A 22,803-nucleotide genomic window follows, 5' to 3' on the forward strand; every position below is an offset into this window, starting at 1 on the left:
AGGTGAAGAAACCCCGGTCAGAGCGCTGCCAACGGCGTTACACCGGTGCGTCCGATTCTTGTACGTCCGTAAAGGTGTTGCACCCCTGACGTGTACCCCCTATAATTCGCCCACCACGAGGACCCAGGCGCGAGCTCACCGCGGCGATCCCGGTCCACCAACGGACCCTCGTGCTGTGACGCCCGGCACCTGCACCGAGTGATCGCAGCGACAGCACACGACCGACCGGCCGGTCCAGGACGGGTTGCCGAACGTCGACAGGGACGGTCACGGGATCGCGGTGCACATGTGACGAGGACGGAATGCAGGTACCCCGGAGTGCGGGCTCCGGTGCACCCCGACGCAGCGCCTGGCCCGGGCTGTGCCGGCGGGCGACAGGTCACTCGCCGGAGAGGTCCTCGGCGATGTCGTCGGCGTTGCCGGGGAAGCACAGCGAGTCCGCCTGCACGGTGTAGTTCCCGGGGTACGCGTACGCGCTGATCGACGCGATCTTCCCGCCACCGCTGCCGATGACCGCCGGACCGTCGCTCGACTCGCGGCGGACGACCTGCATCCCCTGGGACTTCCAGTGCTCCTCCATGCGGGTGGCGTCCTCGTCGGGCGACCCCTCGAGCGTGCTCCCGGTCAGGTAGCGCCACTGCGCCCCTCGCGTGCCGTCCTCGAGTTCGCAGTCTTCCGGGTAGTCCGGGCCGGTGCGCGCCTTCCACTCCCCACCGAGTCGCTCGGTGGCGTCGTCGACGGCTTCGATCATCTGCTGCTTCGCGGTGTCGGCGTCCACGGTCGGCTCCGTTCGTCCTGGTGCTGCGGTGTCGGGTCCCCGCAGGACACAGCCTGCGAGCACGGTGGTGGTGGCCGTCATGACGAGGACGCCCGCGACGGCGCGCCTCGCCGTGGTCCATCGTGCGGTGGTCGTCGTCGTCATCGTCCCGCCATCCACCAGGGCTTCCCGTCGATCAGGTCCTGGTCTCGCTTCGTCGGTGGTTTCGGGTGGTACGCGGTCGCATCGTCCTCGTGCCCCGTCGTGACCCGCCCCACGTTGTACGGTGTCGGCGTCCAGGTAGCCGGACCTGTCACCGGTGAGCGGGTCGTGGTCGAGGACCGGCTTCCGGTCCGCCGCGTCGGCGGGGTTCGAGTCAACACCTTCACGTCCTCGTGCGGGTCGTCCGACGGGCGTCCAGGGAACGGACGGGGCACGCCCGGACAGGGCAGACCGTTCCTGCCCCTCGGTGCGGCGGGCGAGGAGACGTCAGTCGGTGCTGATGTAGACGTGCTGCGCGACCTCGGTCGGCAGTTCGATCCCGGCGTCCTCGCCGTCGACGCGGACCGACACGTAGGCGCCCGCACGCTGCACGCTCGCCGTCCGCCCGGGCATGACCCCGGCACTGCGGAGCTGGTGCAGGAGCTCCGGTTCGAACTGCACCGGCTCACCCAGGCGCCGGATGACGCCGGTCGCGACGGCGTCGGTGTCGTCGGTGGCCGCCACGATGTTCCGCACGCCGTCCAGGAAGCCCGGAGCGGTGGGACCGCCGATCTCCGCCAGGCCCGGGATCGGGTTGCCGTACGGGGACTCCGTCGGGTTCCCGAGCATCTCGAGCAGGCGGACCTCCACCTGCTCGCTCATCACGTGCTCCCACCGACAGGCCTCGTCGTGGACGAAGGCCCAGTCGAGGCCGATCACGTCGGCGAGCAACCGCTCGGCCAGACGGTGCTTGCGCATCACGTGCGTGGCGCGGGACCGACCGGTGTCGGTGAGTTCCAGGTGCCGGTCGCCCGAGACGACGACGAGGCCGTCGCGCTCCATGCGGGCGATCGTCTGCGAGACCGTGGGGCCCGAGTGCCCGAGGCGCTCCGAGATCCGGGCGCGCAGCGGGACGATGCCCTCTTCTTCGAGGTCGAGGATGGTGCGGAGGTACATCTCCGTGGTGTCGACGAGATCGGTCACGCCTCCGCCTCTCCTGATGTGGACCCAGCCCGACCCACACTACTTGCTGGCGCCGACGCACCGGGACCGACACCTGCGCTCTGCGCGGACGCCGGCCGGGAGGCCCGTCCCGGCCCCGCCCCGTCCGGCCGGTCCATGGGGGCGACCGCGGGGCCGTCGGTAGGATCGGCCCATGGCAGACATCGTCATCCCAGCCGACCTCCTCCCCACCGACGGCCGCTTCGGATGTGGTCCGTCGAAGATCCGCGGAGCGCAGCTCGAGACCCTCGTCACCCGCGGCGCGACCGTCCTCGGGACCTCGCACCGCCAGAAGCCCGTCAAGGACCTGGTCGGCTCCGTCCGGCAGGGCCTCGCCGACCTCTTCCAGGTGCCGGACGGGTACGAGGTCGTCCTCGGCAACGGCGGGTCGACCGCGTTCTGGGACGCCGCCGCGTTCGGGCTCATCGAGCGCCGGGCGGAGAACCTGTCCTTCGGTGAGTTCGGGTCGAAGTTCGCCAAGGCCGCCGCCGCCCCGTGGCTCGAGGCACCGCACGTCGTGGAGGCCCCGGGCGGGTCCCGCGCCGAGCTCGAGATCGTCGAGGGTGTCGACGTCTACGCCTACCCGCACAACGAGACCTCGACCGGCGTCATGGCCCCGGTCGTCCGGGCCGCGGGCGACCCCGGCGCATTGACCGTCGTCGACGCCACGAGCGCTGCCGGTGGTGCCGCGTTCGACGTCGACCAGACCGACGTCTACTACTTCGCCCCGCAGAAGAACTTCGCCTCGGACGGCGGGCTCTGGCTCGCACTGTTCTCCCCCGCGGCGATCGAGCGTGTCGAGCGGATCGCCGCGTCCGACCGCTACATCCCGGAGTTCCTGTCGCTGAAGAACGCCGTGGACAACTCCCGGTTGGACCAGACGCTGAACACCCCGGCGATCACGACCCTGCTGCTCCTCGACGACCAGGTGCGGTGGATGAACCAGTCCGGCGGTCTGGCGTGGGCCGACGGCCGCACGAAGACGTCGTCCTCGACGCTCTACGACTGGGCCGAGGCCTCCGACTACGCGACGCCGTTCGTCACCGACCCGGCGCACCGGTCCCAGGTCGTCGTGACGATCGACCTCGACGACTCGATCGACGCCAAGGCCGTGGCCGCGACGCTCCGGCAGAACGGCATCGTCGACACGGAGCCGTACCGGAAGCTCGGCCGGAACCAGCTCCGCGTCGCGACCTTCACGGCGATCGACCCCGACGACGTCACCAAGCTCACGCGGGCGATCGACCACGTGGTGGCTGCCCTGGCGAGCTGACCCCGCCGCCGGACGCGACGAGGGCGGTGTCCCGCAACGGTGTTCCGTTGCAGGGCACCGCCCTCGCCGTGTCGCGTGGGTCCGCGTGTCGCATGCGTCGACGTGTCGCGTGGGTCGGGCAGGACCAGACCGACGGGTCAGGTCCTGCCCGACGGGTCAGGACCGGAGTGACCGGTCAGGACCGGTGGAAGCCGGGATCGGTCTCGCCGGCGTCGAGCTGGTCCAGGTCCAGGTCGTCGTCGGGGTCGACGGGACGGACGCGGCGGGTGCGGCGACGACCACGGGTGCGGGCGGGCGGGGCGACGGGCTCGTCGTCGTCCGACTCCTCGTCGTCGTCGTCATCCGAGTCGTCGTCGTCCGAGTCGTCGTCGTCGTCCGAGTCGTCGTCGGACTCGTCATCGTCGTCCGACTCGTCGTCGTCCTCGTCCGCCTCGTCGTCGAAGTCGTCCTCGTCCTCGTCCTCGTCCTCGTCCGACTCCTCGTCGTCCTGCGCGGCCCGGTACTCGGCCAGTCGCTCCGACCACGGCACCCACTCCGGCGCGAGCAACGAGCCGTCACCCGGCATCAGTTCGACCTCGAGCACGGTGGGCTCGTCACCCTCGACCTGGGCGATGCTGACGGTCCAGCGCCACCCCGGGTACCCCGGCATGCGGTTGGCGAAGAGGACGGAGACGACGCCGTCGCCCTCCTCGACCGTGCCGACGGGGCTCCCGACGGTGGCTTCGGGGGTGATCTCGAGCAGTGCGCCGCGGGCGAGCTCGGTGAGGTCGGTGGTCATGTTCACGCGTCCAACTGGTCGGCGACGTGTCGCAGGATGGTGGCGATCCGCTCACCGTTCTTCGGGTAGCGGCCCCGCTTGAGGTCACCGCTGATGCGGTCGAGTTCCTTCACCAAGTCCTCGACGATCACGGCCATGTCGTCGGCCGAGCGTCGGGTCATCTTGGCGAGCGAGGGCTGCGCCTCGAGGATCCGGACGGTCAACGCCTGCGATCCCTTCTTGCCCTGCACCACCCCGTACTCGAGCTTGGTGCCGGCCTTCACCGTGGTCACACCGTCGGGCAGGGAGGAGGCGTGCAGGAAGACCTGGTCGCCGTCGTCTCCGGAGATGAAACCGAAGCCCTTCTGGTCGTCGTAGAACTTGACCTTGCCGGTGGGCATGCTGGGACTCCTCGTCACATGAACGGCCGCGGTGCGTCGGACTATCCTGGGTGGATGGCCAAGCCGACCCGATCCACCGGGGACTCCCGCACTGCTGCGGAACCCCCGGCGACGTTCAATCGTACCGAACGCACGCTCGCGTTCATGGTCGGTGGGATCGTCCTCCTCATCCTGGCGTGCTTCATCGTCATGATCACCGGGTGGCTGACGCTGCAGCAGATCCCGGGGGACGGCATCTGGCCGGTCGCCCTGGGGGTCGTCTACTTCGGTCCGCCGGTCGCGTTCGTCCTCATGCTGACACTCCTGGTCGTCACCTGGACGCGCAAGGCGCGGCAGCACCGCACAGAGGCGCGCTGACGTCCGCCCCGGACGCCCGCAGGACGATGACGACCACGACGGACCTCGCCGCACGCCTGCGCGAGCTCCCCGACGACGCGCTCGAGCGACTCGTGCTCGCGCGCGCCCTGCCCGCCGCCGCGCTCGGCGAATCCGGCCCGCAGCACATCGCGGACTTCTTCGACCTCGCCGAGGCGCTCCGCACGGACGACGCTGTGGACGCCGCCATCGAGCGGCTCCCCCGGCGCACGCTCGTCGCGCTGCGTGACGGCGGCTCCCCCGAGGACCTCGCCCCGGCCGTCGCACTCGGTCTGGTCGCCGAGGACGGCGCCGTGGACGACGCGGTCGCGGCCCGGTTGGCGGCCCGGCCCGGCCTGGTGCCGGACGGCCCGGGAGGCCCGGCGCCAGCCCGCCCCGCACCCGCCACCCCGCAGGACCCCGGAGACGGCGCGGACGACGCCCGCACTCGCGCCGCCGGGGCCGAGCACGCCTTCGAGACGCTCACCGTGCTCGCGGAACTCCTCCACGCGGCCGACGCCGGCGCCGTCCGGGAGCTCGCGAAGGGCGGGATCGGGGCGCCGCTCGCCAGACAACTCGCCGAACGCACGGGAGCGGACGCCGCCGTGGTGCCGGACCGCCTCGCGCTGCTCGACCGCGTCGGCGCCGCGCACCCGGAGGACGGCTCCTGGAAGGTGTCGGAACGCGGGCGGGCCTGGCTCCGGTCGTCGTGGCCCGATCGCTGGGCCTCGCTCGTGCACGACTGGCGGCGTGCCCTCGCCCCCGCCGTGGTCGAGGTCCTCGACCTCGCGGAGGACGACCTCACCGACCTGGTGGCGACGGGCCGTTGGGCGTACCCGGCCGGGTCGCGCTGGCTCGACGCCGCGCTGCTGGACGCGGCGGGCACGGCCAGGGTCCTCGGGCTCGCGGTCGACGGACGCCTGACCTCCACCGGCCGTGCCCTGCTCGGGGACGACCCCGACGCAGCCCGGGCCGCCGCCGATGCCGATCTGCCCGGGACGGTCGACGGCGTGTACCTCCAGCCGGACCTCACCGTCATCGCACCGGGCCCGCTCTCGCCGGTCGACGACGACGACCTCCGCGCCGTCGCCGACCTCGAGGCGCCGGGACTCGCGGCGCGGTACCGGGTGTCCGAGGACTCGATCCGCCGGGCGCTGCGTGCCGGCCGCACCCGCGACGAGGTCCTGGCGCTCTTCACCCGACTCGGCGCCACCGACGTCCCGCAGCCCCTCACCTACCTCGTCGACCAGGTCGCCACGCGGGACGGCAGCGTCGTCGTCGGCCGCGGCGAGGGCGGCCTCGGCTCGGTGGTGCACGGGACCCCCGAGCAACTCGACCTCATCGGGGTGGACGCCGAGCTCCGCCAACTGGCGTGGGAGCGGCCCGACCTCACCACCCTCGTGACGAAGTACCCGCCGCACGTCGTGGCGAGCGCCCTCGAGGACCAGCGCTACCCGGCCGTGCTCGCAGCCGACGCCCGCCCCGAGGCGCGATCCGGGCCTCCCGTCCGACGGCGCACGCCGAGCCGTTCGCCCGGACAGGCGGCCCACGCGCTCGTGCAGCGCCTGCGTCTGACGACGGAGCGTGGCGATGCGGAGCCGGAGCAGGAGTGGATGGCCCGGCAGATCGACATGGCGGTGCGCGGACGGACACCGGTCCGGGTGACGGTCCGGATGCCGGACGGGTCGGAGCGGCCGTTCTCGATCGTCCCGACCTCGGTCGCCGCCGGTCGGGTGCGTGGGAAGGACACCGCGGTGGACGTCGAGCGGACCCTCCCGCTGTCACTCGTCGTCGCGATCGAGAGCGATGCCTGACGGGCGTCCTGTGGACAACCGGGCGTCGCACCAGCTGCGCCGCCTAGGCTGATCCGTCATGAACGGACCGCTGATCGTGCAGAGTGACCGCACCGTCCTGCTCGAGGTCGCGCACCCCGAGGCAGAGGACGCCCGCCACGCGCTCGCGGTCTTCGCCGAGCTCGAGCGGGCGCCCGAGCACGTGCACACCTACCGCATCACGCGGCTCGGGCTGTGGAACGCGCGGGCTGCGGGACACGACGCCGCGTCCATGGTCGACACCCTCGAACGGTTCGCGAAGTTCCCGGTGCCGCAGAGCGTCACGGTCGACATCGAGGACACCGTCTCCCGCTACGGCCGTCTGGTGATCCGGCGCGAGGAGCGCGAGGACGCCCCGGTCATCGCGAACTCCCCGTCCGAGGAGCTCGAGCAGCAGCCCGCGCTCGTGCTGACCGCGTCGGACCCGGCGCTCCTCGCCGAGGTCACGCGGTCGAAGCGCATCCAGCCACTCCTCGGCGAGCGCCGCTCGGACACCGCCGTCGAGCTGCAGGCCTGGGCCCGCGGGCAGGTCAAGCAGGAGCTCGTGAAGATCGGCTGGCCCGCCGAGGACCTCGCCGGCTACACGCCCGGACAGCCGCACGACATCGAGCTCGACACCGCGGACTGGGACCTCCGGCCGTACCAGCACGACGCCGTGGACAGCTTCTTCCAGCAGGGCTCCGGGGTCGTCGTGCTGCCCTGTGGCGCCGGCAAGACCCTGGTCGGTGCCGGGGCGATGGCGACCGTCAAGGCGACGACGCTCATCCTCGTCACGAACACCGTCTCGGCGCGGCAGTGGCGGACCGAGTTGCTCAAGCGCACCACCCTGACCGAGGACGAGATCGGCGAGTACTCCGGCAGTGTCAAGGAGATCCGGCCGGTCACGATCGCGACCTACCAGATCCTCACCGCCCGTCGGAAGGGCGCCTACACACACCTGTCCCTCCTCGACGCGCTCGACTGGGGGCTCGTGGTCTACGACGAGGTCCACCTGCTCCCCGCGCCGGTGTTCAAGCTGACCGCCGACCTGCAGGCGCGGCGGCGGCTCGGGCTGACGGCGACACTCGTGCGCGAGGACGGGCGCGAGGGTGACGTCTTCTCCCTGATCGGGCCGAAGCGCTACGACGCCCCGTGGAAGGAGATCGAGGCGCAGGGCTACATCTCCCCCGCCGAGTGCTACGAGGTCCGGATCGACCTCGCGCACGAGGACCGGTTGGAGTACGCGGCCTCGAGCGACGACGAGCGGTACCGGCTCGCTGCGACCTCGCCGGCCAAGACGCCGGTGGTGCGGGACCTGATCGAGAAACACCGGGGTGAGCAGATCCTCGTCATCGGGCAGTACATCGACCAGCTCGACGAGCTCGCGGGGTCCCTCGACGCCGCCGAGATCACGGGCGCGACGCCCGTCGACGAGCGGGAGCGGCTGTACCAGGCGTTCCGCGAGGGCTCGATCGACGTGCTCGTCGTGTCCAAGGTCGCGAACTTCTCCGTCGACCTGCCGGACGCGACCGTGGCGATCCAGGTGTCGGGCTCGTTCGGGTCCCGGCAGGAAGAAGCGCAGCGGCTCGGCCGACTCCTCCGCCCGAACAAGGACGGCGTCCCGGCGTCGTTCTACACCCTGGTCACGCGCGACACCGTGGACCAGGACTTCGCACAGAACCGGCAGCGCTTCCTCGCGGAACAGGGGTACTCGTACACGATCCTCGACGCCGACCAGGTGGCACCGGCCACCGCGTAGTACCCGGCGCCTCAGTGCGCCTCTGGCCAACACACGAAGTGCTCCCAGGAAGCAGCCAGGGAACAGTCAGAGGATGGGGTCATGACCGACGGACCCAAGATCCTCATCGTCGACGACGAGCCGAACATCCGCGATCTCCTCACGACCTCGCTGCGCTTCGCCGGATTCGCGGTGCGGGCGGTCGGGAACGGCGCACAGGCGATCTCCGCCGTGCTCGAAGAGGAGCCGGACCTCATCATCCTCGACGTCATGCTCCCCGACATGAACGGGTTCGGCGTCACCAAGCGCCTCCGTTCCTCGGGCTACACCTCGCCGATCCTCTTCCTGACGGCGAAGGACGACACCGAGGACAAGATCACCGGGCTCACGGTCGGTGGTGACGACTACGTCACCAAGCCGTTCTCGCTGGACGAGATCGTCGCCCGCATCAAGGCGATCCTCCGTCGCACGATGAACGACGAAGAGGACGCGATCATCCGCGCCGGCGAACTCACGATGGACCAGGACACGCACGAGGTCACCATCGGCGACGCGCAGATCGAGCTCTCCCCCACCGAGTTCAAGTTGCTCCGCTACCTCATGCTCAATCCCAACCGGGTGCTGTCGAAGGCGCAGATCCTCGACCACGTCTGGGAGTACGACTTCAACGGCGACGCCGGCATCGTGGAGTCCTACATCTCGTACCTGCGTCGGAAGCTCGACCAGTACTCGGCCGAGCCGATCATCCAGACCAAGCGCGGCTTCGGCTACATGCTCAAGGCGACCAAGGCCTCCTGAGCGCCGAGCTGGCCAGGTCGCACAGCTGACTGTCGGCGGCCGTCGGGTTCTTCCCGGCGGCCGCCGCTTACTGTTGGGGAAGCATGCACGAGCGAATGAGCAACTGGTGGGACGGGATCTCCCTCCGCACCAAGATCACCGGGATCACCGTCCTCCTGGTCGCACTCGGTCTGCTCGTCGCCGGGCTCGGGACCATGACCGTCCTGAGCACCTACCTCAACCTGCAGCTCGACACCCAGGTGAAGACGACGAGTTCGCAACTCGAGGGGCAGAACGTCAGCGACGGCGAGCAGTACTGCAAGCTGTCCGTCGTCCTCGAGAAGAGCTCCTACGTCGCCGCCTACGACGGAGACGGTGAGCAGATCTGCGACACCCAGTCCTCGTCGCAGCCGGACATCACCCGCGTCGACTTCACTGCCGCGGCGACCGCCGTGCACCCGTTCAGCCTGTACGACAAGCAGCACAGCCACGAATGGCGTGCCCAGGTCATCCCGGCGAACCTGCAGAACCTCTCGACGGGCGCGACCGAGACCGGGTACGTCCTCGTCGCCGTGTCGAGCGCGGACACCGATCAGACCATCCTGCGCTTCACCGTCATCTTCCTGTTCTTCGGCATCGCGGTGATCCTGCTCGGCGCGATGCTCACGCGCCTCCTCGTCACGGCCACGTTCGACCCGCTGCGCAACGTCGAGGACACGGCCGCGCGGTTCGCCGCCGGTGACTTCAACCAGCGACTCGACGCCGACACCCCGAACACCGAGGTCGGCCGCCTCAACCGCTCCCTCAACGCGATGCTCGAGCGGATCGACGACGCGTTCGAGGACCGTCAGCGCACCATCGACCAGATGCGCCGCTTCGTCGGTGACGCCTCCCACGAGCTCCGGACCCCGCTCGTCTCCCTCCGCGGGTACGCCGAGCTCTACCGGATGGGGGCGCTCCGCAAGGAAGAAGACGTCGCCCAGGCGATGGAACGCATCGAGAAGGAGGCCCAGCGCATGGGCCTGCTCGTGCAGGACCTCCTGCAGCTCGCGCGCATCGACGAGTCGAAGCCGCTCGAGCTCGGGCCGGTCGACCTCGTCGCCATCGCCCGCGACTCCGCCCTCGACACGATGGCGTCGAACCCGGACCGCGAGATCCAGGTGCTCGTCGAGGACGCCCTGACCGGTGAGAACGTGCCGCAGGCCGTGCGCCCGGCCAGCGCCTTCGGTGCCGCTGCCGACGGCGACCGTGCCCCCGCCGCGCCGGCGTCGCCCTCGCTCAACACCACCGGGCCGATCGCGTTCTCACGCCAGACCATCGCACGCCTGCGTGCCCGTCGGTCCCGGGCGATGAACGTCGACACGAAGAACCCGACGGACGAGACGACCCCGCTGCCGACGATCGTGCTGCCGAAGCGCCCGCCGATCGTCCTGGCCGAGGAGAACAAGATCCGTCAGGTCATCACGAACCTGATGGGCAACGCGATGCGGTTCACCGAGCACGACGACCCCATCGAGATCGGCATCGGGGTGGACGACGACCGCGGCATGGCGCACATCGACGTGATCGACCACGGCGAGGGCATCCCGCCGCAGCTGCGCGACAAGATCTTCCAGCGCTTCTGGCGCGCGGACACCTCTCGTGCGCGGGACACCGGCGGCTCGGGCCTCGGGCTCGCGATCGTGTCGGGCATCGTGCACGCGCACAACGGGTCGGTGGAGGTGTTCGACACCCCCGGTGGTGGTGCGACGTTCCGCGTGTGGCTGCCGCTCCTGCCCCGCGAGTCCGCCCCCGCCGCGCCCGTCCTGTCCTGACCCCCGGCCGGGCGCCGGGCACCCGCCGGCGGCGGCGGCGCGGGGTTCCGCAATTCTGGAACCTCGACGGTCGAGAGGCGCCGATCGTGGAACCTCGTCAGTACTCACGCGGCGCGTCGTGGAACCGCCGCGTCGGACCTGCCGCCCGCTCGACGCGCCGTTGCTCGAACGCCTGTCGGAGACGCTCGAACAGCACTGCGGGACGGTCCGCGTCGAGCGCAGTCGCGTGCACGACGATCCAGTCGTTCACGACGAAGCCGTTCGATCGCCGTCGATCATGTCGGAAGGTCTGCTGTTCACGGTGGTGGTCGCCGTCGTACTCGAGGGCGATCCGGAGGTTCGGCCATGCCATGTCCGCCCGCCCCAGGAACGTGCCCGACGCGTCGAAGACGTCGTGGTTCACCTCCGGCTCCGGGAACCCCGCATCGACGACGCGGACACGCATCCTGCTCTCCATCGGTGACTCCGATCCTGCCCGGACCCGCGCCAGCGCGGCTCGCGCCCGGCGAACGTGTCGTCCCCTGGGCGGGATCGCCGCTCGCAGTCCGTCGAGCGTCGCCAGATCCGCAGGACCGACGAAGTAGTCGCCGAGCACGACGAGGTCCTCGAGGCTCGACGACCCGGCACACTCGTACCACGAGCGCGCCGGCGCGCTGAGCCGGAACCCGTTCCGGTACCGCACGTCGACGGTCGGGTCCCGGACGCGATGTGGGACGACGTGCGGGCGTCGCATGACCGGAGCGACTCCGACGGACGTGACGTGGACCTCCTCGCCTCCGAAGTGGCCTGACACCGGCGCTCCCCAGAGCAGTGCCGCAGTGCCATGGCTGAAGAACTGGTCGTCGCGGAGCACGAGTGCGAGCGCCTCGACCCTGGACACACCGAGGCCGGAGGGAGCGCGGACCCCGTGGATGGGCGCTTCCAGGTCCGTCCGACTGAGCCGTGTGCGGGTCGCGCCAGCGGCCACCGCGTCCCGCACGCGGAACGGACCGTCGTCGGGCACGGGGAGTTCGGCTGGTCTGCTCATGGCCGTGAGCCTCGTCGACGAGGACCAGCGTGGACACGACGTGGATCGCGCTTGTGGAGACGGAGGCGAGCCGGGCCTCCTGTGCGACGGAGCGAACGCGACGGAATCCTCCGGCGCCTGCCCGACACCGCCGGTTCCACGACGTGCCGTCAGCGTTCGTCGCGGTTCCGCAATTCTGCGATCCCGGCGCGCGAGATGCGCGAATTACGGAACCTCGGAGGGGCCCGCATGCGGAAGGGCCCCCGCACGCGCAGCGTGCGAGGGCCCTTGCCAGCAGGACGGACTAGAAGTCCATGCCACCCGTCGGGTCGCCGGCCGGCATGGCCGGGGTCTTCTCCGGCTTGTCGGCGACGACGGCCTCGGTCGTGAGGAACAGACCGGCGATCGACGCGGCGTTCTGCAGCGCCGAGCGCGTGACCTTCGCCGGGTCGATGATGCCCGCGGCGATGAGGTCGACGTACTCACCCGTCGCAGCGTTGAGGCCGTGGCCGGCCTCGAGCTCACGGACACGAGCGGCGACGACACCCGGCTCGAGACCGGCGTTCAGCGCGATCTGCTTGAGCGGCGCGTCGATGGCGACGCGGACGATGTTCGCACCCGTGGCCTCGTCACCCTCGAGCGAGAGACCGTCGAGCGCGACCTTGCCGGCCTGGATGAGGGCGACGCCACCACCGGCGACGATGCCCTCTTCGACGGCTGCCTTCGCGTTGCGGACGGCGTCCTCGATGCGGTGCTTGCGCTCCTTGAGCTCGACCTCGGTCGCGGCACCCGCCTTGATGACGGCAACGCCACCGGCGAGCTTGGCGAGGCGCTCCTGGAGCTTCTCGCGGTCGTAGTCGGAGTCGGTCGCCTCGATCTCGGCGCGGATCTGACGGACGCGGCCGGCGATCTGCTCGGCGTCGCCGGCACCCTCGACGATCGTGGTCTCGTCCTTGGTGATGACGACCTTGCGGGCACGACCGAGGAGGTCGAGCGTCGCGTTCTCGAGCTTGAGGCCGACCTCTTCCGAGATGACCTGGCCGCCGGTGAGGATCGCGATGTCCTGGAGCATGGCCTTGCGGCGGTCGCCGAAGCCCGGGGCCTTGACGGCGACGGACTTGAAGATGCCGCGGATCTTGTTCACGACGAGCGTGGCCAGGGCCTCGCCGTCGACGTCCTCGGCGATGATCAGGAGCTGCTTGCCCGCCTGGATCACCTTGTCGACGACCGGCAGGAGGTCCTTGATGTTCGAGATCTTCGAGTTGACGATCAGGATGTAGGCGTCCTCGAAGACGGCTTCCTGGCGCTCGGGGTCGGTCACGAAGTACTGCGACAGGTAGCCCTTGTCGAAGCGCATGCCCTCGGTGAGCTCGAGCTCGGTGCCGAAGGTGTTCGACTCCTCGACGGTGACGACACCTTCCTTGCCGACCTTGTCGATGGCCTCGGCGATGAGTGCGCCGATGGTCGGGTCAGCGGCCGAGATCGACGCGGTGGCAGCGATTTGGTCCTTGGTCTCGATCTCCTTCGCGTCGGCGAGGAGCTGGTCGGAGACGGCGGCGACGGCCTTCTCGATGCCGCGCTTGAGCGACACGGGGTCGGCACCGGCGGCGACGTTGCGGAGGCCTTCACGGACGAGGGCCTGGGCGAGGACGGTCGCGGTGGTCGTGCCGTCACCGGCGACGTCGTCGGTCTTCTTGGCGACCTCCTTGACGAGCTCCGCACCGATCTTCTCGTACGGGTCGTCGAGCTCGATCTCCTTGGCGATGGAGACACCGTCGTTCGTGATCGTGGGGGCGCCCCACTTCTTCTCGAGGACGACGTTGCGGCCGCGCGGGCCGAGCGTCACCTTCACGGCGTCGGCCAGCTGGTTGAGGCCGCGCTCGAGGCCGCGTCGGGCCTCTTCATTGAAAGCAATGATCTTTGCCATGTGAGTTCTTCGTCCCTCCCGGACGTCGTCATCGGGGTCGTTCTGGCACTCAGCCTGGCCGAGTGCCAAGCCCGATTCTGGCACTCGCCACCCGAGAGTGCAACACAGTCGGGAGGCTCTGCCCCAGTCCACAGGTCCGCTCGGTGCCCCGTCCCCGTGACGACGAACGCGCCGCCCCGGACGGGACGGCGCGTTCGCGAGCGGTTCTGGGCGACTAGGCGGGACGGACCGACTCGGCCTGCGGGCCCTTCGACCCGGTGCCGACGTCGAACGTCACTGCCTGACCCTCTTCGAGGACCTTGTAGCCGCTCATGTCGATGGCCGAGTAGTGCACGAACACGTCCTGGCCCCCTCCATCCACGGTGATGAAGCCGAAGCCCTTCTCGGCGTTGAACCACTTCACGGTTCCGTTGGCCATGTTCCTTGCTCCCTGCGGTACTGCTGTTGCGAACGACGGCACCATCGCACGTGGCGTCCGTCGGGTCCGAGCGCGTGTCGACTCACCCGGTTTCACGCCGGACGGGTCTCGGGAAGAGGCGTCGTCGCGATCGCGGGGTGACCAATGGTGACTCTGACCGAACCTCGCTGTTTCGGCAAGGGGTGTGACACGCATTTCACGCAGTGAACCCCGATCCGCAACGTGTCGGAAACACGACGACCGCGTGCGACGCCCGCGGACCGTGCGGTCAGCCCGTGTAGTCGGACCCGAGCACCACGGAGACGTCGGCGTTCGGGAACGCCGACGACTGCTGTACGGCACTCACCCCGAGGGACTGCGCGACGCCCTGCGCGACGGCCGCCTGCGACTCCTGCTGGTAGTACACGATCGTCTGTGTCGCCCCGGTCGTCCCGGCGTCCCCGGTCGAGGTCACGGTCCACCCGGCGCCGCCGAGTTCCGTCGACGCGTTCGCGGCGAGGCCCGCCGTCGAGGTCCCGTTCAGCACGACGAGCGTCGTCGCACCCTGGTCGGCAGCGGTCGCGCCCGCTGCGGCGGAGGGCGACTGCGTCGCCCCGTCTTCCGCGCCTGAGTCCGTCCCGGGGGAGGCACTGGCCGACGGCGACGCGGACGCGGAGGGCGTCGACCCCCCGCTGCCCTCCGTGAACTGCACGCTGCCGTTGAGCAGTGCGAGCACGAGCACCCCGATGCCGACGAGGACGCCGGTCGCGAGCGCCGCCCACGCGAAGACGACCCACCCGCCGCCTCGTCGCGCGGCACCGCGGTGCGCGCCGACGCGGGGGCCGTCCGGGACCTCGTCGAACCGGTCTCGCTCGAATCTCGTCATCGTTCCTCTTCACGTCCTTCGTGGTCGGCCGGGGGCGCGACGAAGCTGCGGGCAGCGCGTGCGCTCGTCCGGGCCCGGCGGAGCCGCTGCAGTCGGGTGACGAGCTGCGGGTCGTACGCGAGGGCTGCCGGTGAGTCGATCACGCGGTTGAGCACCTGGTAGTACCGCGCTGGCGACATGTCGAACTCGACCCGGATCTCCGCTTCCTTCGTCCGGTCGTGCCGTGCCCGGACGAGCTCGAAGGCGAGCACGTGCTTGGCGAGCTCGGTGAGCTCGTCGGCGGGGAGGGCGGTCACAGCGTGGTCCGATCACGAACGGGTTGCAGGTCTCGCACATCGTAGGGGTGGACGGCAGGTCGACCCTGGCACGGTGCTGGACTGTCGCGGAACCCGCTCAGCGCACGGCCCGCGCACCCTGGTTCAGGGGAACCACCGGACGCGCGTGCCGAAGGCGTCCGACACCGCGAGCGCCCGGCCGTCGAGTGACAGGGTCGCGAAGGCGTCCGGGTCCGCGGGGTCGACGTCGTCCGGCAGGGTCGCTGCGACCCCGGCGAGGATCCCGGTGCGTTCGAGCGCCACCCAGCGGACGCCGCGTTCGTGCAGCCGGTCCACGAACCGCTGCCGCTCGACACCGGGCACGTACACGAGCGTCCCCGTGGTGAGCACGACGGGTTCGCAGTCCTCCGGCAGCGCGTCGAGGGCACGGTCGAGGTCGTCCGGCACGCTGCCCCGGATCCGGACGGGAGGCTCGACCAGCGTCGCCTGCAGCGCGTCCCGCATCAGGGCGGTACGGTCCGTCGCCTCGGGCGGGACGGCCTCGACGAGACGCTCGAACGCCTCGGGTGCCCGGGGGTCGATCGGGTTCGGGTCGAGGGCGACGCGCGCGCCGATGCGGATCGGCCCCGCCGCCGGTGCGGGTGGCGTCCCGGTGACGTCGGCGACGAGGTGCACCGCGGGCCCGGCGACCGCGGTGTGCATCCGGACGACCCGGTCCTGCGCTCCGGTGCGGTCGTCGCTCCCGGACGTGTCGGGGCGCGCGGGACGGGCCGAGGGGCGCTCCCTGTGGTCGAGCGTGACCCGGTCCGGGATCGAGCAGAGCCCGGCGGCCGCGCCGACGTCGAGCAACCCGAGCGGTCGGGCCGACGCCGCCGAGAGCGCGGCGAGCACCGGGACGACGGGGGCGAGCCGGCGCGGGTCGTTGGCCTGCACCGTGGCGGTGGTGAGGGCCGCGACCAGGGCGGGGCGGGCCTCCCGGCCGATGACGCCCAGCGCGGCCGGGTCCGCCGGGTCGGCGCCGAGCCGGCGTGCGACGGCGAACAGCAGCTCCGGTTGACGCTTGGTCTCGGGCACGGCGTCGAGCAGGTCGGCCAGTGACCCGTCGACGGAACGCGCCCATGCCGCGTACGAGGGTGAGACGGCCTCGATCCGGTCGGCGTAGGCGCGGTAGCGCTGCCGCGTGTCCATCAGGACCCCGGGCGGTACATGCCGACGTGGGCGATGCCGGCCTCGTCGTACGGGGCACCGAAGCGGACGAAGCCGTGCCGTTCGTAGAGCGCGGCGACGTACTGCTGGGCGTGCAGGACGAACGGTTCGTGGCCGTGCCGGTCGAGCACCGCAGCGACGAGTCCGCCGGCGATCCCCCGGCCACGGTGGTCGGCGCGGGTGGCGACGCGACCGACCACCCGGGTGGGAGCGTCCGTGCCCTCGGGGTGCGGCTCGGCGTCCGCCGGTCGGACGAGGCGGAGGTACCCGACGATGCTGCCCTCGCCGGTCGTCGACCACCAGTGCTCGGTGTCGGGCTCGCGGTCGCGGCCGTCGAAGTCCTCGGCCGAGACGCGTTGTTCGAGGGCGAACACCCGGTTCCGCAGGCGCACGATGTCGTACAGTTCGTCGGTCGTCAGGTGCTCCCAGCGGGCGTGACGGACGGAATGTTCGGACATCCCTCGGAGTTTACCGAGGTGACGCACGATGACCGGTGGCCACCAGTCCCGGTCGGAACCAGGAGGTACGCACATGGCATACAACGTCGACAAGTCCGACGCCCAGTGGCGCGAGGAGCTCTCCCCGGACCAGTACGCCGTGCTGCGTCAGGCCGGGACGGAGCGCCCGTGGACCGGCGAACTCCTCGACGAGGAGCGTGCCGGCGTGTACACGTGTGCGGCGTGTGGTGCGGAGCTGTTCAAGAGCGGCACGAAGTTCGACTCCGGGTGCGGTTGGCCGTCCTTCTACGAGTCGGTCGACCCGGACGCGGTGCAGCTCATCGAGGACAACTCCCTCGGCATGGCGCGCACCGAGGTCCGCTGCGCGAACTGTGGCTCGCACCTCGGCCATGTGTTCCCGGACGGCTTCGGGACGCCGACGGGCGACCGCTACTGCATGAACTCGATCTCGCTCAACTTCTCGGCGGAGAAGTAGCGGGTCGACGACGGCGCTCGGGCTCCGGCCCGGGCGCCGTCGTCGTATCCGCCCGGTACGATGGGCGGGTCAGCCGGCATGGCGCAATTGGTAGCGCACCGTACTTGTAATACGGGGGTTGCGGGTTCGAGTCCCGCTGCCGGCCCTCAGAGCGGCTTCACCGTCCGCCGGCGATCTTCCGCTCGCGCTGCGCGACACCGGCCGTGCCGTACGGGTAGTCGTCGACCCGGGGTGCGCTGGCGTCGGTCAGCGTCTGCAGCTCGGACTCGTCGAGCACCAGGTCGGCCGCGCCGAGGTTGTCCTGCAGCTGGTCGACCGTCCGTGCGCCGAGGATGACGCTCGTCACCGCCGGCCGGGCGAGCAGCCAGGCGAGGGACACCTGGGACCGCGAGGCCCCGTGCGCTTCGGCGACGCTCGAGACCGCGTCGAGCACCTGCCACGTGCGCTCGTCCGCGTTGCGGGCCTCCCACGCCTCCATGCCGCGCTTCGGGTCCTCGCCCAGGCGGGTCGAGCCGGTCGGGGCCTCGTCACGCTGGTACTTGCCGGAGAGCCACCCACCCGCGAGCGGCGACCACGGGAGCAGGCCGATGCCGGCGTCGAGGCAGGCGGGCACGATCTCGTGCTCGATGTCGCGCACGAGCAGGTTGTACTGGGGCTGCAGGGTGACCGGCGGTGCCCAGCCGTGGGCCTTCGCCTCGTAGACGGCCTTCGTCACCTGGTGGCCGAGGTAGTTGGAGAACCCGTAGGAGCCGATCTTGCCGGCGGACACGGCGTCGTCGAGGAAGCGCAGGGTCTCCTCGATCGGGGTCAGGGCGTCCCACGCGTGCATCTGGTACAGGTCGATGTGGTCGACACCGAGCCGCTCCAGCGACGCGTCGAGGGCGACGCGGAGGTGTCGTCGTGACAGGCCGAGGTCGTTCGGGCCGTCGCCCTGCGGGAAGCGGCCCTTGGTGGCGAGGACGACCTGCTGCGCCTCCGTGGGGTGGTCGCGGAGCCACCGGCCGATGATGCGCTCGGACTCGTTGCCCGAGTACACGTCCGCCGTGTCGACGAGGGTGCCGCCGGCGGCCACGAAGGCGTCGATGATCGCGTGGGAGGTGGGTTCGTCGGCCTCGCTGCCGAACGTCATGGTGCCGAGGGTCAGCGAGGACACCGCTGTCCCGCTGTTGCCGAGGAGTCTGTGTTCCATGCGGCGGACGCTACGCCGCGCCTCCTCGGCGGCGGGAGGGTCCACGAGTACCCGTCAGGACCGCCAGCGTCAGTCCCGCTCCCCCAGGAACGCGATCGCCGCCTGGCGGAAGTGCCTCGACGTCGGGGCACCGAACCGGTGTCACAGCGTGGTCCCGCCCCGTCAGGACCGCCAGCGTCAGTCCCGCTCCCCCAGGAACGCGATCGCCGCCTGGCGGAAGTGCCGCGACGTCGGGGCACCGAACCGGTGTCACAGCGTGGTCCCGCCCCGTCAGGACTGCCAGCGTCAGTCCCGCTCCCCCAGGAACGCGATCGCCGCCTGGCGGAAGTGCCGCGACGTCGGGGCATTGAAGTGGTTCCGCCCCGGGATCTCGACGAAGGTCGCGTGCGGCGCGGTCGCGGCGAGCCGCACGGCGCTGTCCTTGATCCCGTCCTCGCTGCCGGCGGCGAGCAGCAGCGGCTGCGCCGGCGCGTTCGCGGGGGTCGGCTCGACGCTGTCGCGCATGCCCTCGACCATCGCCACGAGCGCACGGAGGTCGTTGCCCTCGACGTTCGCCGCCATCGTGAGGTAGCCGTTCGTGACGCGGTCCTCGACCGGCGTGCCGTCCGTGATGTACGCCCACGCCTGGTCGACGCGGACGCGGCGCATCGGGTCGGCGTCGGGGATGCCGCCGAGCACCGCACGGGAGACCCGGTCGGACATCCGCTCGGCGGCGTGCCACCCGACGCGGGCGCCGAGGGAGTACCCGAGGAACGTGACGTCGTCCAGCAGGTAGGTGTCGACGACAGCGGTGACGTCGTCGACGAGCAGGTCCATGGAGTAGCTGTGCGGGTCGTGCGGCTTCCCGCTGGCGCCGTGGCCGCGCTGGTCGAACGCGATCACGCGGTGCCCGGCACGCACGAGGTCCCGCGTCCACCCCGAGGCGTGCCAGTTGAGGACCGCTCCGGACGCGAAGCCGTGCACGGCGAGGACGGCAGGTGCGTCGGGGGCACCGAAGTCGTAGGTGGCGAGCGGCACGCCGTCCGGGGACATGACGACGCGGGGACGGGGCGCTTCGGGGACGAGTGACATGTCCCGTCCAGGGTAGTGGGACCACAGTGGCCTCATGGACGGCTACGGCGGCGACCAGATCCGGGCGGCGGAACGCCCCCACCTCGAGGCGGGCGAGCCGCTCATGCAGCGCGCGGCGGACGGGCTCGCCGCGGTCGTCGGCGACCTGCTCGACGACCCCGCGATCCGTCCCGGTGACGGACCGGGGTCCGTCCTCGTCCTGGCCGGGAGCGGTGACAACGGCGGGGACGCCCTGTTCGCGGGCGCGCGCCTGGCTGCTGACGGGAGGCACGTCACGGTCCTCCGCGTCGGCTCACGTGTCCACGAGGCGGGCCTGGCGGCGGCCCTGGCGGCCGGGGCGGGCCTCCTAGACGGCCCCGAGGAGGACGGATCGGGTGCCGGCACCGCAGGCGCCGCCGACATCCTGCGTGCCGCGGCCACACCGGTCGGCGAACGTGTGGCGCGGGTGGCCCGGGAGGCGGCGCTCGAAGCGGACCTGGTGCTCGACGGGATCCTGGGGATCGGTGGCGGTGGGCCGCTGCGCTCCCCCGCGCGCGAGGTCGTGGCGGCGCTCCGGGAGCTCGCACGTGAGCAGCGGGCGCCGTTCGTCGTGGCGGTGGACGTCCCGAGCGGCATCGACGTGGACACCGGCGGCATCGCGGACGACCACGTCCTGCACGCCGACGTCACGGTGACGTTCGGCGGGGTGAAGGCGGGGCTCCTCCGCGGGCCGGCGGCGACGCTCGCCGGGCGGATCGAGCTCGTCGACGTCGGGATCGGCGCGGACCTGGCGACCGTGGAGCCGCTGGTCCGCACCTGACCTGCGCCGCCCGGGCCAGCGTCGGTACGGCGGGACCGGCACGACCGGGATCGTCCGGCCGTGTCGGCTCGACGCCGGTGTCCGCGCAACGCCCGGAGGTCGCGCTGGGGCGGACGTGCGCCGTGCGACGTCCGTACGTTCGATCGCATGACGTTCAACGACGACTCGCAGCTCAGTGGCGGCAAGGTCAAGCGGCGCGGGCCTGGGCGCGGTGTGGCGATCGGCGGCGGGAGCATCGGCACCGTGATCGTGGTGTTCCTCATCGCGCAGTTCACCGGCGTCGACCTCAGCGGGGTCGTCGGCGGTGGCGGCCTGACGACCATCCAGCAGGGCGGCGCCGAGGCCTCGCCGGTGGCGGAGTGCCGCACGGGCCGCGACGCGAACGCGAGCATCGACTGCCGCATGGAGGGCGCCGCGGAGTCCCTCGACACGTACTGGTCGGCCGAGGCGCGCGAACTCGGGGTGAGCTACTCGACGCCGGAGTTCTTCCTGTTCACCGGGTCGACCGACACCGGGTGCGGGACGGCCTCGGCGTCCACGGGGCCGTTCTACTGCCCGCCCGACCGTGCCCTGTACGTCGACACGGACTTCTACGACGAGCTGCGGTCCACGTACGGGGCGTCCGGCGGGCCGCTCGCCGAGATGTACGTCGTCGCGCACGAGTGGGGGCACCACATCCAGCAACTCGAGGGCACCTTCGCCGAGACCGACCGCAGCGGCAGCGGGGCCACGTCGGACAGCGTCCGTGTCGAACTGCAGGCGGACTGCTTCGCCGGCGCCTGGGTCGGGGACGCGGCGACCACGAAGTCGGCGAACGGCGAGACGTTCTTCGAGCCCGTCACCCGCGCCCAGGTCGCCGATGCGCTGTCGGCCGCGAGCGCCGTCGGTGACGACAGCATCCAGGAGCGCGCCACCGGACGGGTGGACCCCGACTCCTTCACGCACGGCACGAGCGAGCAGCGGCAGGACTGGTTCGAGCGGGGCTACGAGCAGGGTGCGACGAGTTGCGACACGCTCACCGTGCCCGCGTCGGCCCTCTGAACGACGACGGCCGGGCCACCTCGCGGAGGTGTCCCGGCCGTCGTGCGCGTCAGGTCGTGTGCGTCAGGCGCCGGGGTGTCACCGGGCCGAGGGCGACGCGGACGCGCTCGGGGTCGGCGTCGGTGTCGTCTCACTGCTGCCCGCGGCGCTGACGACGAAGGTCCGGAACTCGTCGTTCGTCGAGGCGGTGGAGTACGGGTACTGCTCACCGTTCACGAGCACCAGCGGGGTGCCCGGGAAGGTCGTCAGGTCGGAGCCGGGGATGTCGCCGCCGGTCACCGCGGTGGTCCGCTCGTCGACCCACTTGCCGTACCGCTGGTCGTCGATGCACTGCTCGATCGTGGAACCCTTGCGCACACCCGGCACGGTCGTCACGACGTCGGCGAGCTGCTCGTCGGTCAGACCCGCGGTGCCCTCCTCGGGTTGGGCGGCGAACAGCGCACGGTTCACGGCGAAGAACGAGTCCGGGGACTCCTGCGCGACGCAGGCGGCGGCGTTCGCGGCGCGGAGGGAGTACTTGGTGCCCTGGGAGCGGTTCGACAGGATCGCGACGGGGTGCACGTCGAGCGTCGCCGCGCCGGAGTCGACGAGGCCCTCGATGTACTCGCTGTTCGTCTGCTCGAACGATCCGCAGATCGGGCAGAGGTAGTCGACGTACAGGGTGATCCGCACGGTGTCGGCCGAGTCGGTCGAGCTGGGTGACGGGGCCGAGGACGCACCGGGCTCGACGGCCTTGAGTCCGGCGCCGATCGTGATCCCGCCGTCGGCCATCGTGTCCGGTCCGGGGCCTGCCGGCCGCGAGGAGTTCACGAGCACGAGCGTGACGACCGTGGCCGCGGCGACGAGCACCACGCCCAGTCCGACCTGGAGTCCGATGCGGACACCCCGCTGGCGGCGCTTCTGCTGGGTACGGGTTCGCTGGGCTCGTTCGCGCGCGGCGGCGCGACGCGCGTTCCGCTCAGCGCGGGCGTCGCCTTCGGGGCGGTTGGTCATCGTGCGGTCGTCCTCCTGGTCGGTGTCCGCTCGGCCTCCCCCCGGTCGGCGGACGGACCCGGCGATTGTAGTGGCGGCCGATGGGAACCAGCCAACCAGCAGGTGACCTCCGGGCGACCGTCAGGGAAGCACTGGCGCGGACCGGAGAACTCGTGTTGTATGAACAGCGACGGTCGACGGCGACCGTCCGGGGCC

23 protein-coding genes and 1 tRNA gene are annotated in these 22,803 nt (G+C 71.2%); 10 read left to right on the plus strand and 14 right to left on the minus strand.

Annotated features, from left to right (window positions below):
* Positions 1-379: 379 nt before the first annotated feature.
* Positions 380-778, minus strand: coding sequence for a hypothetical protein (locus DEI83_RS00265; RefSeq protein ID WP_181431012.1), 399 nt, complete (start codon positions 776-778; stop codon positions 380-382).
* Between the two features lie 468 nt (positions 779-1,246).
* The gene (locus DEI83_RS00270; RefSeq protein WP_111052613.1) at positions 1,247-1,942 is read right to left on the minus strand and encodes a metal-dependent transcriptional regulator; all 696 of its coding nucleotides are present in this window, start codon (positions 1,940-1,942) and stop codon (positions 1,247-1,249) included.
* Positions 1,943-2,114: 172 nt separating this feature from the next.
* Between DEI83_RS00270 and serC the strand changes: the two genes are divergently transcribed.
* Positions 2,115-3,233, plus strand: a complete 1,119-nt coding sequence (gene serC, locus DEI83_RS00275; RefSeq protein WP_111079837.1) for a phosphoserine transaminase — start codon at positions 2,115-2,117, stop codon at positions 3,231-3,233.
* A 175-nt stretch (positions 3,234-3,408) separates the two neighbouring features.
* Here serC and DEI83_RS00280 read toward each other — a convergent pair whose 3' ends face one another.
* Positions 3,409-4,011: a DUF3027 domain-containing protein gene (locus DEI83_RS00280; RefSeq protein WP_111079838.1), complete on the minus strand. Its 603-nt coding sequence runs from the start codon at positions 4,009-4,011 to the stop codon at positions 3,409-3,411.
* 2 nt (positions 4,012-4,013) lie between these two features.
* Positions 4,014-4,391, minus strand: coding sequence for a cold-shock protein (locus DEI83_RS00285; RefSeq protein WP_111079839.1), 378 nt, complete (start codon positions 4,389-4,391; stop codon positions 4,014-4,016).
* A gap of 54 nt (positions 4,392-4,445) precedes the next feature.
* On the opposite strand from DEI83_RS00285, the gene DEI83_RS00290 reads away from it, so the two are divergent.
* The 5 genes from DEI83_RS00290 (at position 4,446) to DEI83_RS00310 (ending at position 10,885) form a co-directional block, all read left to right on the plus strand.
* Positions 4,446-4,748: a multidrug ABC transporter ATPase gene (locus DEI83_RS00290; RefSeq protein WP_111079840.1), complete on the plus strand. Its 303-nt coding sequence runs from the start codon at positions 4,446-4,448 to the stop codon at positions 4,746-4,748.
* Positions 4,749-4,774: 26 nt separating this feature from the next.
* The gene (locus DEI83_RS00295; protein ID WP_111079841.1) at positions 4,775-6,559 is read left to right on the plus strand and encodes a helicase-associated domain-containing protein; all 1,785 of its coding nucleotides are present in this window, start codon (positions 4,775-4,777) and stop codon (positions 6,557-6,559) included.
* A 58-nt stretch (positions 6,560-6,617) separates the two neighbouring features.
* Positions 6,618-8,315 (plus strand): DNA repair helicase XPB, encoded by a 1,698-nt coding sequence (locus tag DEI83_RS00300; protein ID WP_111079842.1) that lies wholly within the window; start codon positions 6,618-6,620, stop codon positions 8,313-8,315.
* 81 nt (positions 8,316-8,396) lie between these two features.
* Positions 8,397-9,092, plus strand: a complete 696-nt coding sequence (locus DEI83_RS00305; RefSeq protein WP_110824090.1) for a response regulator transcription factor — start codon at positions 8,397-8,399, stop codon at positions 9,090-9,092.
* Between the two features lie 83 nt (positions 9,093-9,175).
* Positions 9,176-10,885, plus strand: a complete 1,710-nt coding sequence (locus tag DEI83_RS00310) for a cell wall metabolism sensor histidine kinase WalK (RefSeq protein ID WP_111079843.1) — start codon at positions 9,176-9,178, stop codon at positions 10,883-10,885.
* Positions 10,886-10,982: 97 nt separating this feature from the next.
* Here DEI83_RS00310 and DEI83_RS00315 read toward each other — a convergent pair whose 3' ends face one another.
* From DEI83_RS00315 to DEI83_RS00345, 7 genes are all read right to left on the minus strand, one after another.
* Complete coding sequence (locus DEI83_RS00315) at positions 10,983-11,912, minus strand: hypothetical protein (protein ID WP_146243199.1); 930 nt, start codon at positions 11,910-11,912, stop codon at positions 10,983-10,985.
* A 283-nt stretch (positions 11,913-12,195) separates the two neighbouring features.
* The gene (gene groL / locus DEI83_RS00320; protein ID WP_111079845.1) at positions 12,196-13,818 is read right to left on the minus strand and encodes a chaperonin GroEL; all 1,623 of its coding nucleotides are present in this window, start codon (positions 13,816-13,818) and stop codon (positions 12,196-12,198) included.
* A gap of 214 nt (positions 13,819-14,032) precedes the next feature.
* Positions 14,033-14,236, minus strand: coding sequence for a cold-shock protein (locus DEI83_RS00325; protein WP_022903461.1), 204 nt, complete (start codon positions 14,234-14,236; stop codon positions 14,033-14,035).
* 268 nt (positions 14,237-14,504) lie between these two features.
* Positions 14,505-15,101: a LytR C-terminal domain-containing protein gene (locus tag DEI83_RS00330; protein WP_111079846.1), complete on the minus strand. Its 597-nt coding sequence runs from the start codon at positions 15,099-15,101 to the stop codon at positions 14,505-14,507.
* Positions 15,098-15,397, minus strand: a complete 300-nt coding sequence (locus DEI83_RS00335) for a DUF3263 domain-containing protein (RefSeq protein ID WP_111079847.1) — start codon at positions 15,395-15,397, stop codon at positions 15,098-15,100. Before DEI83_RS00335 ends, DEI83_RS00330 begins: the two co-directional genes overlap by 4 nt.
* Before the next feature lie 123 nt (positions 15,398-15,520).
* Positions 15,521-16,564 carry a DUF2332 family protein gene (locus DEI83_RS00340; protein ID WP_111079848.1) on the minus strand — a complete coding sequence of 348 codons (1,044 nt, stop codon included), beginning with the start codon at positions 16,562-16,564 and terminating at the stop codon, positions 15,521-15,523.
* Positions 16,564-17,040 carry a GNAT family N-acetyltransferase gene (locus DEI83_RS00345; protein WP_111079849.1) on the minus strand — a complete coding sequence of 159 codons (477 nt, stop codon included), beginning with the start codon at positions 17,038-17,040 and terminating at the stop codon, positions 16,564-16,566. The genes DEI83_RS00340 and DEI83_RS00345 overlap by 1 nt, the downstream gene beginning before the upstream one ends.
* Positions 17,041-17,113: 73 nt before the next feature.
* Here DEI83_RS00345 and msrB point away from each other — a divergent pair, with 73 nt between their 5' ends.
* Together msrB and DEI83_RS00355 are read left to right on the plus strand one after the other, a co-directional pair.
* A complete protein-coding gene (msrB, locus tag DEI83_RS00350; protein WP_111079850.1) occupies positions 17,114-17,515 on the plus strand; it encodes a peptide-methionine (R)-S-oxide reductase MsrB in 402 nt (133 codons plus the stop codon).
* A gap of 72 nt (positions 17,516-17,587) precedes the next feature.
* Positions 17,588-17,660, plus strand: a tRNA-Thr gene (locus DEI83_RS00355).
* A gap of 12 nt (positions 17,661-17,672) precedes the next feature.
* On the opposite strand, the gene DEI83_RS00360 is transcribed toward DEI83_RS00355, so the two are convergent.
* Positions 17,673-18,704, minus strand: coding sequence for an aldo/keto reductase (locus DEI83_RS00360; RefSeq protein WP_111079851.1), 1,032 nt, complete (start codon positions 18,702-18,704; stop codon positions 17,673-17,675).
* Positions 18,705-18,989: 285 nt separating this feature from the next.
* Positions 18,990-19,775: an alpha/beta fold hydrolase gene (locus DEI83_RS00365; protein WP_111079852.1), complete on the minus strand. Its 786-nt coding sequence runs from the start codon at positions 19,773-19,775 to the stop codon at positions 18,990-18,992.
* A 34-nt stretch (positions 19,776-19,809) separates the two neighbouring features.
* Here DEI83_RS00365 and DEI83_RS00370 point away from each other — a divergent pair, with 34 nt between their 5' ends.
* Positions 19,810-20,574, plus strand: a complete 765-nt coding sequence (locus DEI83_RS00370; RefSeq protein WP_111079853.1) for an NAD(P)H-hydrate epimerase — start codon at positions 19,810-19,812, stop codon at positions 20,572-20,574.
* A 147-nt stretch (positions 20,575-20,721) separates the two neighbouring features.
* Entirely contained in the window at positions 20,722-21,615 is an 894-nt protein-coding gene (locus DEI83_RS00375) for a neutral zinc metallopeptidase (protein WP_111079854.1), read from the plus strand.
* 78 nt (positions 21,616-21,693) lie between these two features.
* On the opposite strand, the gene DEI83_RS00380 is transcribed toward DEI83_RS00375, so the two are convergent.
* Positions 21,694-22,608: a thioredoxin domain-containing protein gene (locus tag DEI83_RS00380; protein WP_111079855.1), complete on the minus strand. Its 915-nt coding sequence runs from the start codon at positions 22,606-22,608 to the stop codon at positions 21,694-21,696.
* Positions 22,609-22,803 lie beyond the last annotated feature (195 nt).

Source organism: Curtobacterium sp. MCBD17_021, from assembly GCF_003234525.1.
Classification (GTDB): domain Bacteria; phylum Actinomycetota; class Actinomycetes; order Actinomycetales; family Microbacteriaceae; genus Curtobacterium.

What these genes read in the sequence shown, in the direction of transcription:
- serC (WP_111079837.1), top strand. Translation starts at nt 2,115, where the DNA reads ATGGCAGACATCGTCATCCCAGCCGACCTCCTCCCCACCGACGGCCGC.
- DEI83_RS00285 (WP_111079839.1), bottom strand. Translation starts at nt 4,391, where the DNA reads ATGCCCACCGGCAAGGTCAAGTTCTACGACGACCAGAAGGGCTTCGGT.
- DEI83_RS00295 (WP_111079841.1), top strand. Translation starts at nt 4,775, where the DNA reads ATGACGACCACGACGGACCTCGCCGCACGCCTGCGCGAGCTCCCCGAC.
- DEI83_RS00290 (WP_111079840.1), top strand. Translation starts at nt 4,446, where the DNA reads ATGGCCAAGCCGACCCGATCCACCGGGGACTCCCGCACTGCTGCGGAA.
- DEI83_RS00345 (WP_111079849.1), bottom strand. Translation starts at nt 17,040, where the DNA reads ATGTCCGAACATTCCGTCCGTCACGCCCGCTGGGAGCACCTGACGACC.
- DEI83_RS00375 (WP_111079854.1), top strand. Translation starts at nt 20,722, where the DNA reads ATGACGTTCAACGACGACTCGCAGCTCAGTGGCGGCAAGGTCAAGCGG.
- DEI83_RS00325 (WP_022903461.1), bottom strand. Translation starts at nt 14,236, where the DNA reads ATGGCCAACGGAACCGTGAAGTGGTTCAACGCCGAGAAGGGCTTCGGC.
- DEI83_RS00365 (WP_111079852.1), bottom strand. Translation starts at nt 19,775, where the DNA reads ATGTCACTCGTCCCCGAAGCGCCCCGTCCCCGCGTCGTCATGTCCCCG.
- DEI83_RS00280 (WP_111079838.1), bottom strand. Translation starts at nt 4,011, where the DNA reads ATGACCACCGACCTCACCGAGCTCGCCCGCGGCGCACTGCTCGAGATC.
- DEI83_RS00305 (WP_110824090.1), top strand. Translation starts at nt 8,397, where the DNA reads ATGACCGACGGACCCAAGATCCTCATCGTCGACGACGAGCCGAACATC.
- DEI83_RS00330 (WP_111079846.1), bottom strand. Translation starts at nt 15,101, where the DNA reads ATGACGAGATTCGAGCGAGACCGGTTCGACGAGGTCCCGGACGGCCCC.
- DEI83_RS00370 (WP_111079853.1), top strand. Translation starts at nt 19,810, where the DNA reads ATGGACGGCTACGGCGGCGACCAGATCCGGGCGGCGGAACGCCCCCAC.
- DEI83_RS00340 (WP_111079848.1), bottom strand. Translation starts at nt 16,564, where the DNA reads ATGGACACGCGGCAGCGCTACCGCGCCTACGCCGACCGGATCGAGGCC.
- DEI83_RS00300 (WP_111079842.1), top strand. Translation starts at nt 6,618, where the DNA reads ATGAACGGACCGCTGATCGTGCAGAGTGACCGCACCGTCCTGCTCGAG.
- DEI83_RS00360 (WP_111079851.1), bottom strand. Translation starts at nt 18,704, where the DNA reads ATGGAACACAGACTCCTCGGCAACAGCGGGACAGCGGTGTCCTCGCTG.
- groL (WP_111079845.1), bottom strand. Translation starts at nt 13,818, where the DNA reads ATGGCAAAGATCATTGCTTTCAATGAAGAGGCCCGACGCGGCCTCGAG.
- DEI83_RS00315 (WP_146243199.1), bottom strand. Translation starts at nt 11,912, where the DNA reads ATGAGCAGACCAGCCGAACTCCCCGTGCCCGACGACGGTCCGTTCCGC.
- DEI83_RS00380 (WP_111079855.1), bottom strand. Translation starts at nt 22,608, where the DNA reads ATGACCAACCGCCCCGAAGGCGACGCCCGCGCTGAGCGGAACGCGCGT.
- msrB (WP_111079850.1), top strand. Translation starts at nt 17,114, where the DNA reads ATGGCATACAACGTCGACAAGTCCGACGCCCAGTGGCGCGAGGAGCTC.
- DEI83_RS00310 (WP_111079843.1), top strand. Translation starts at nt 9,176, where the DNA reads ATGCACGAGCGAATGAGCAACTGGTGGGACGGGATCTCCCTCCGCACC.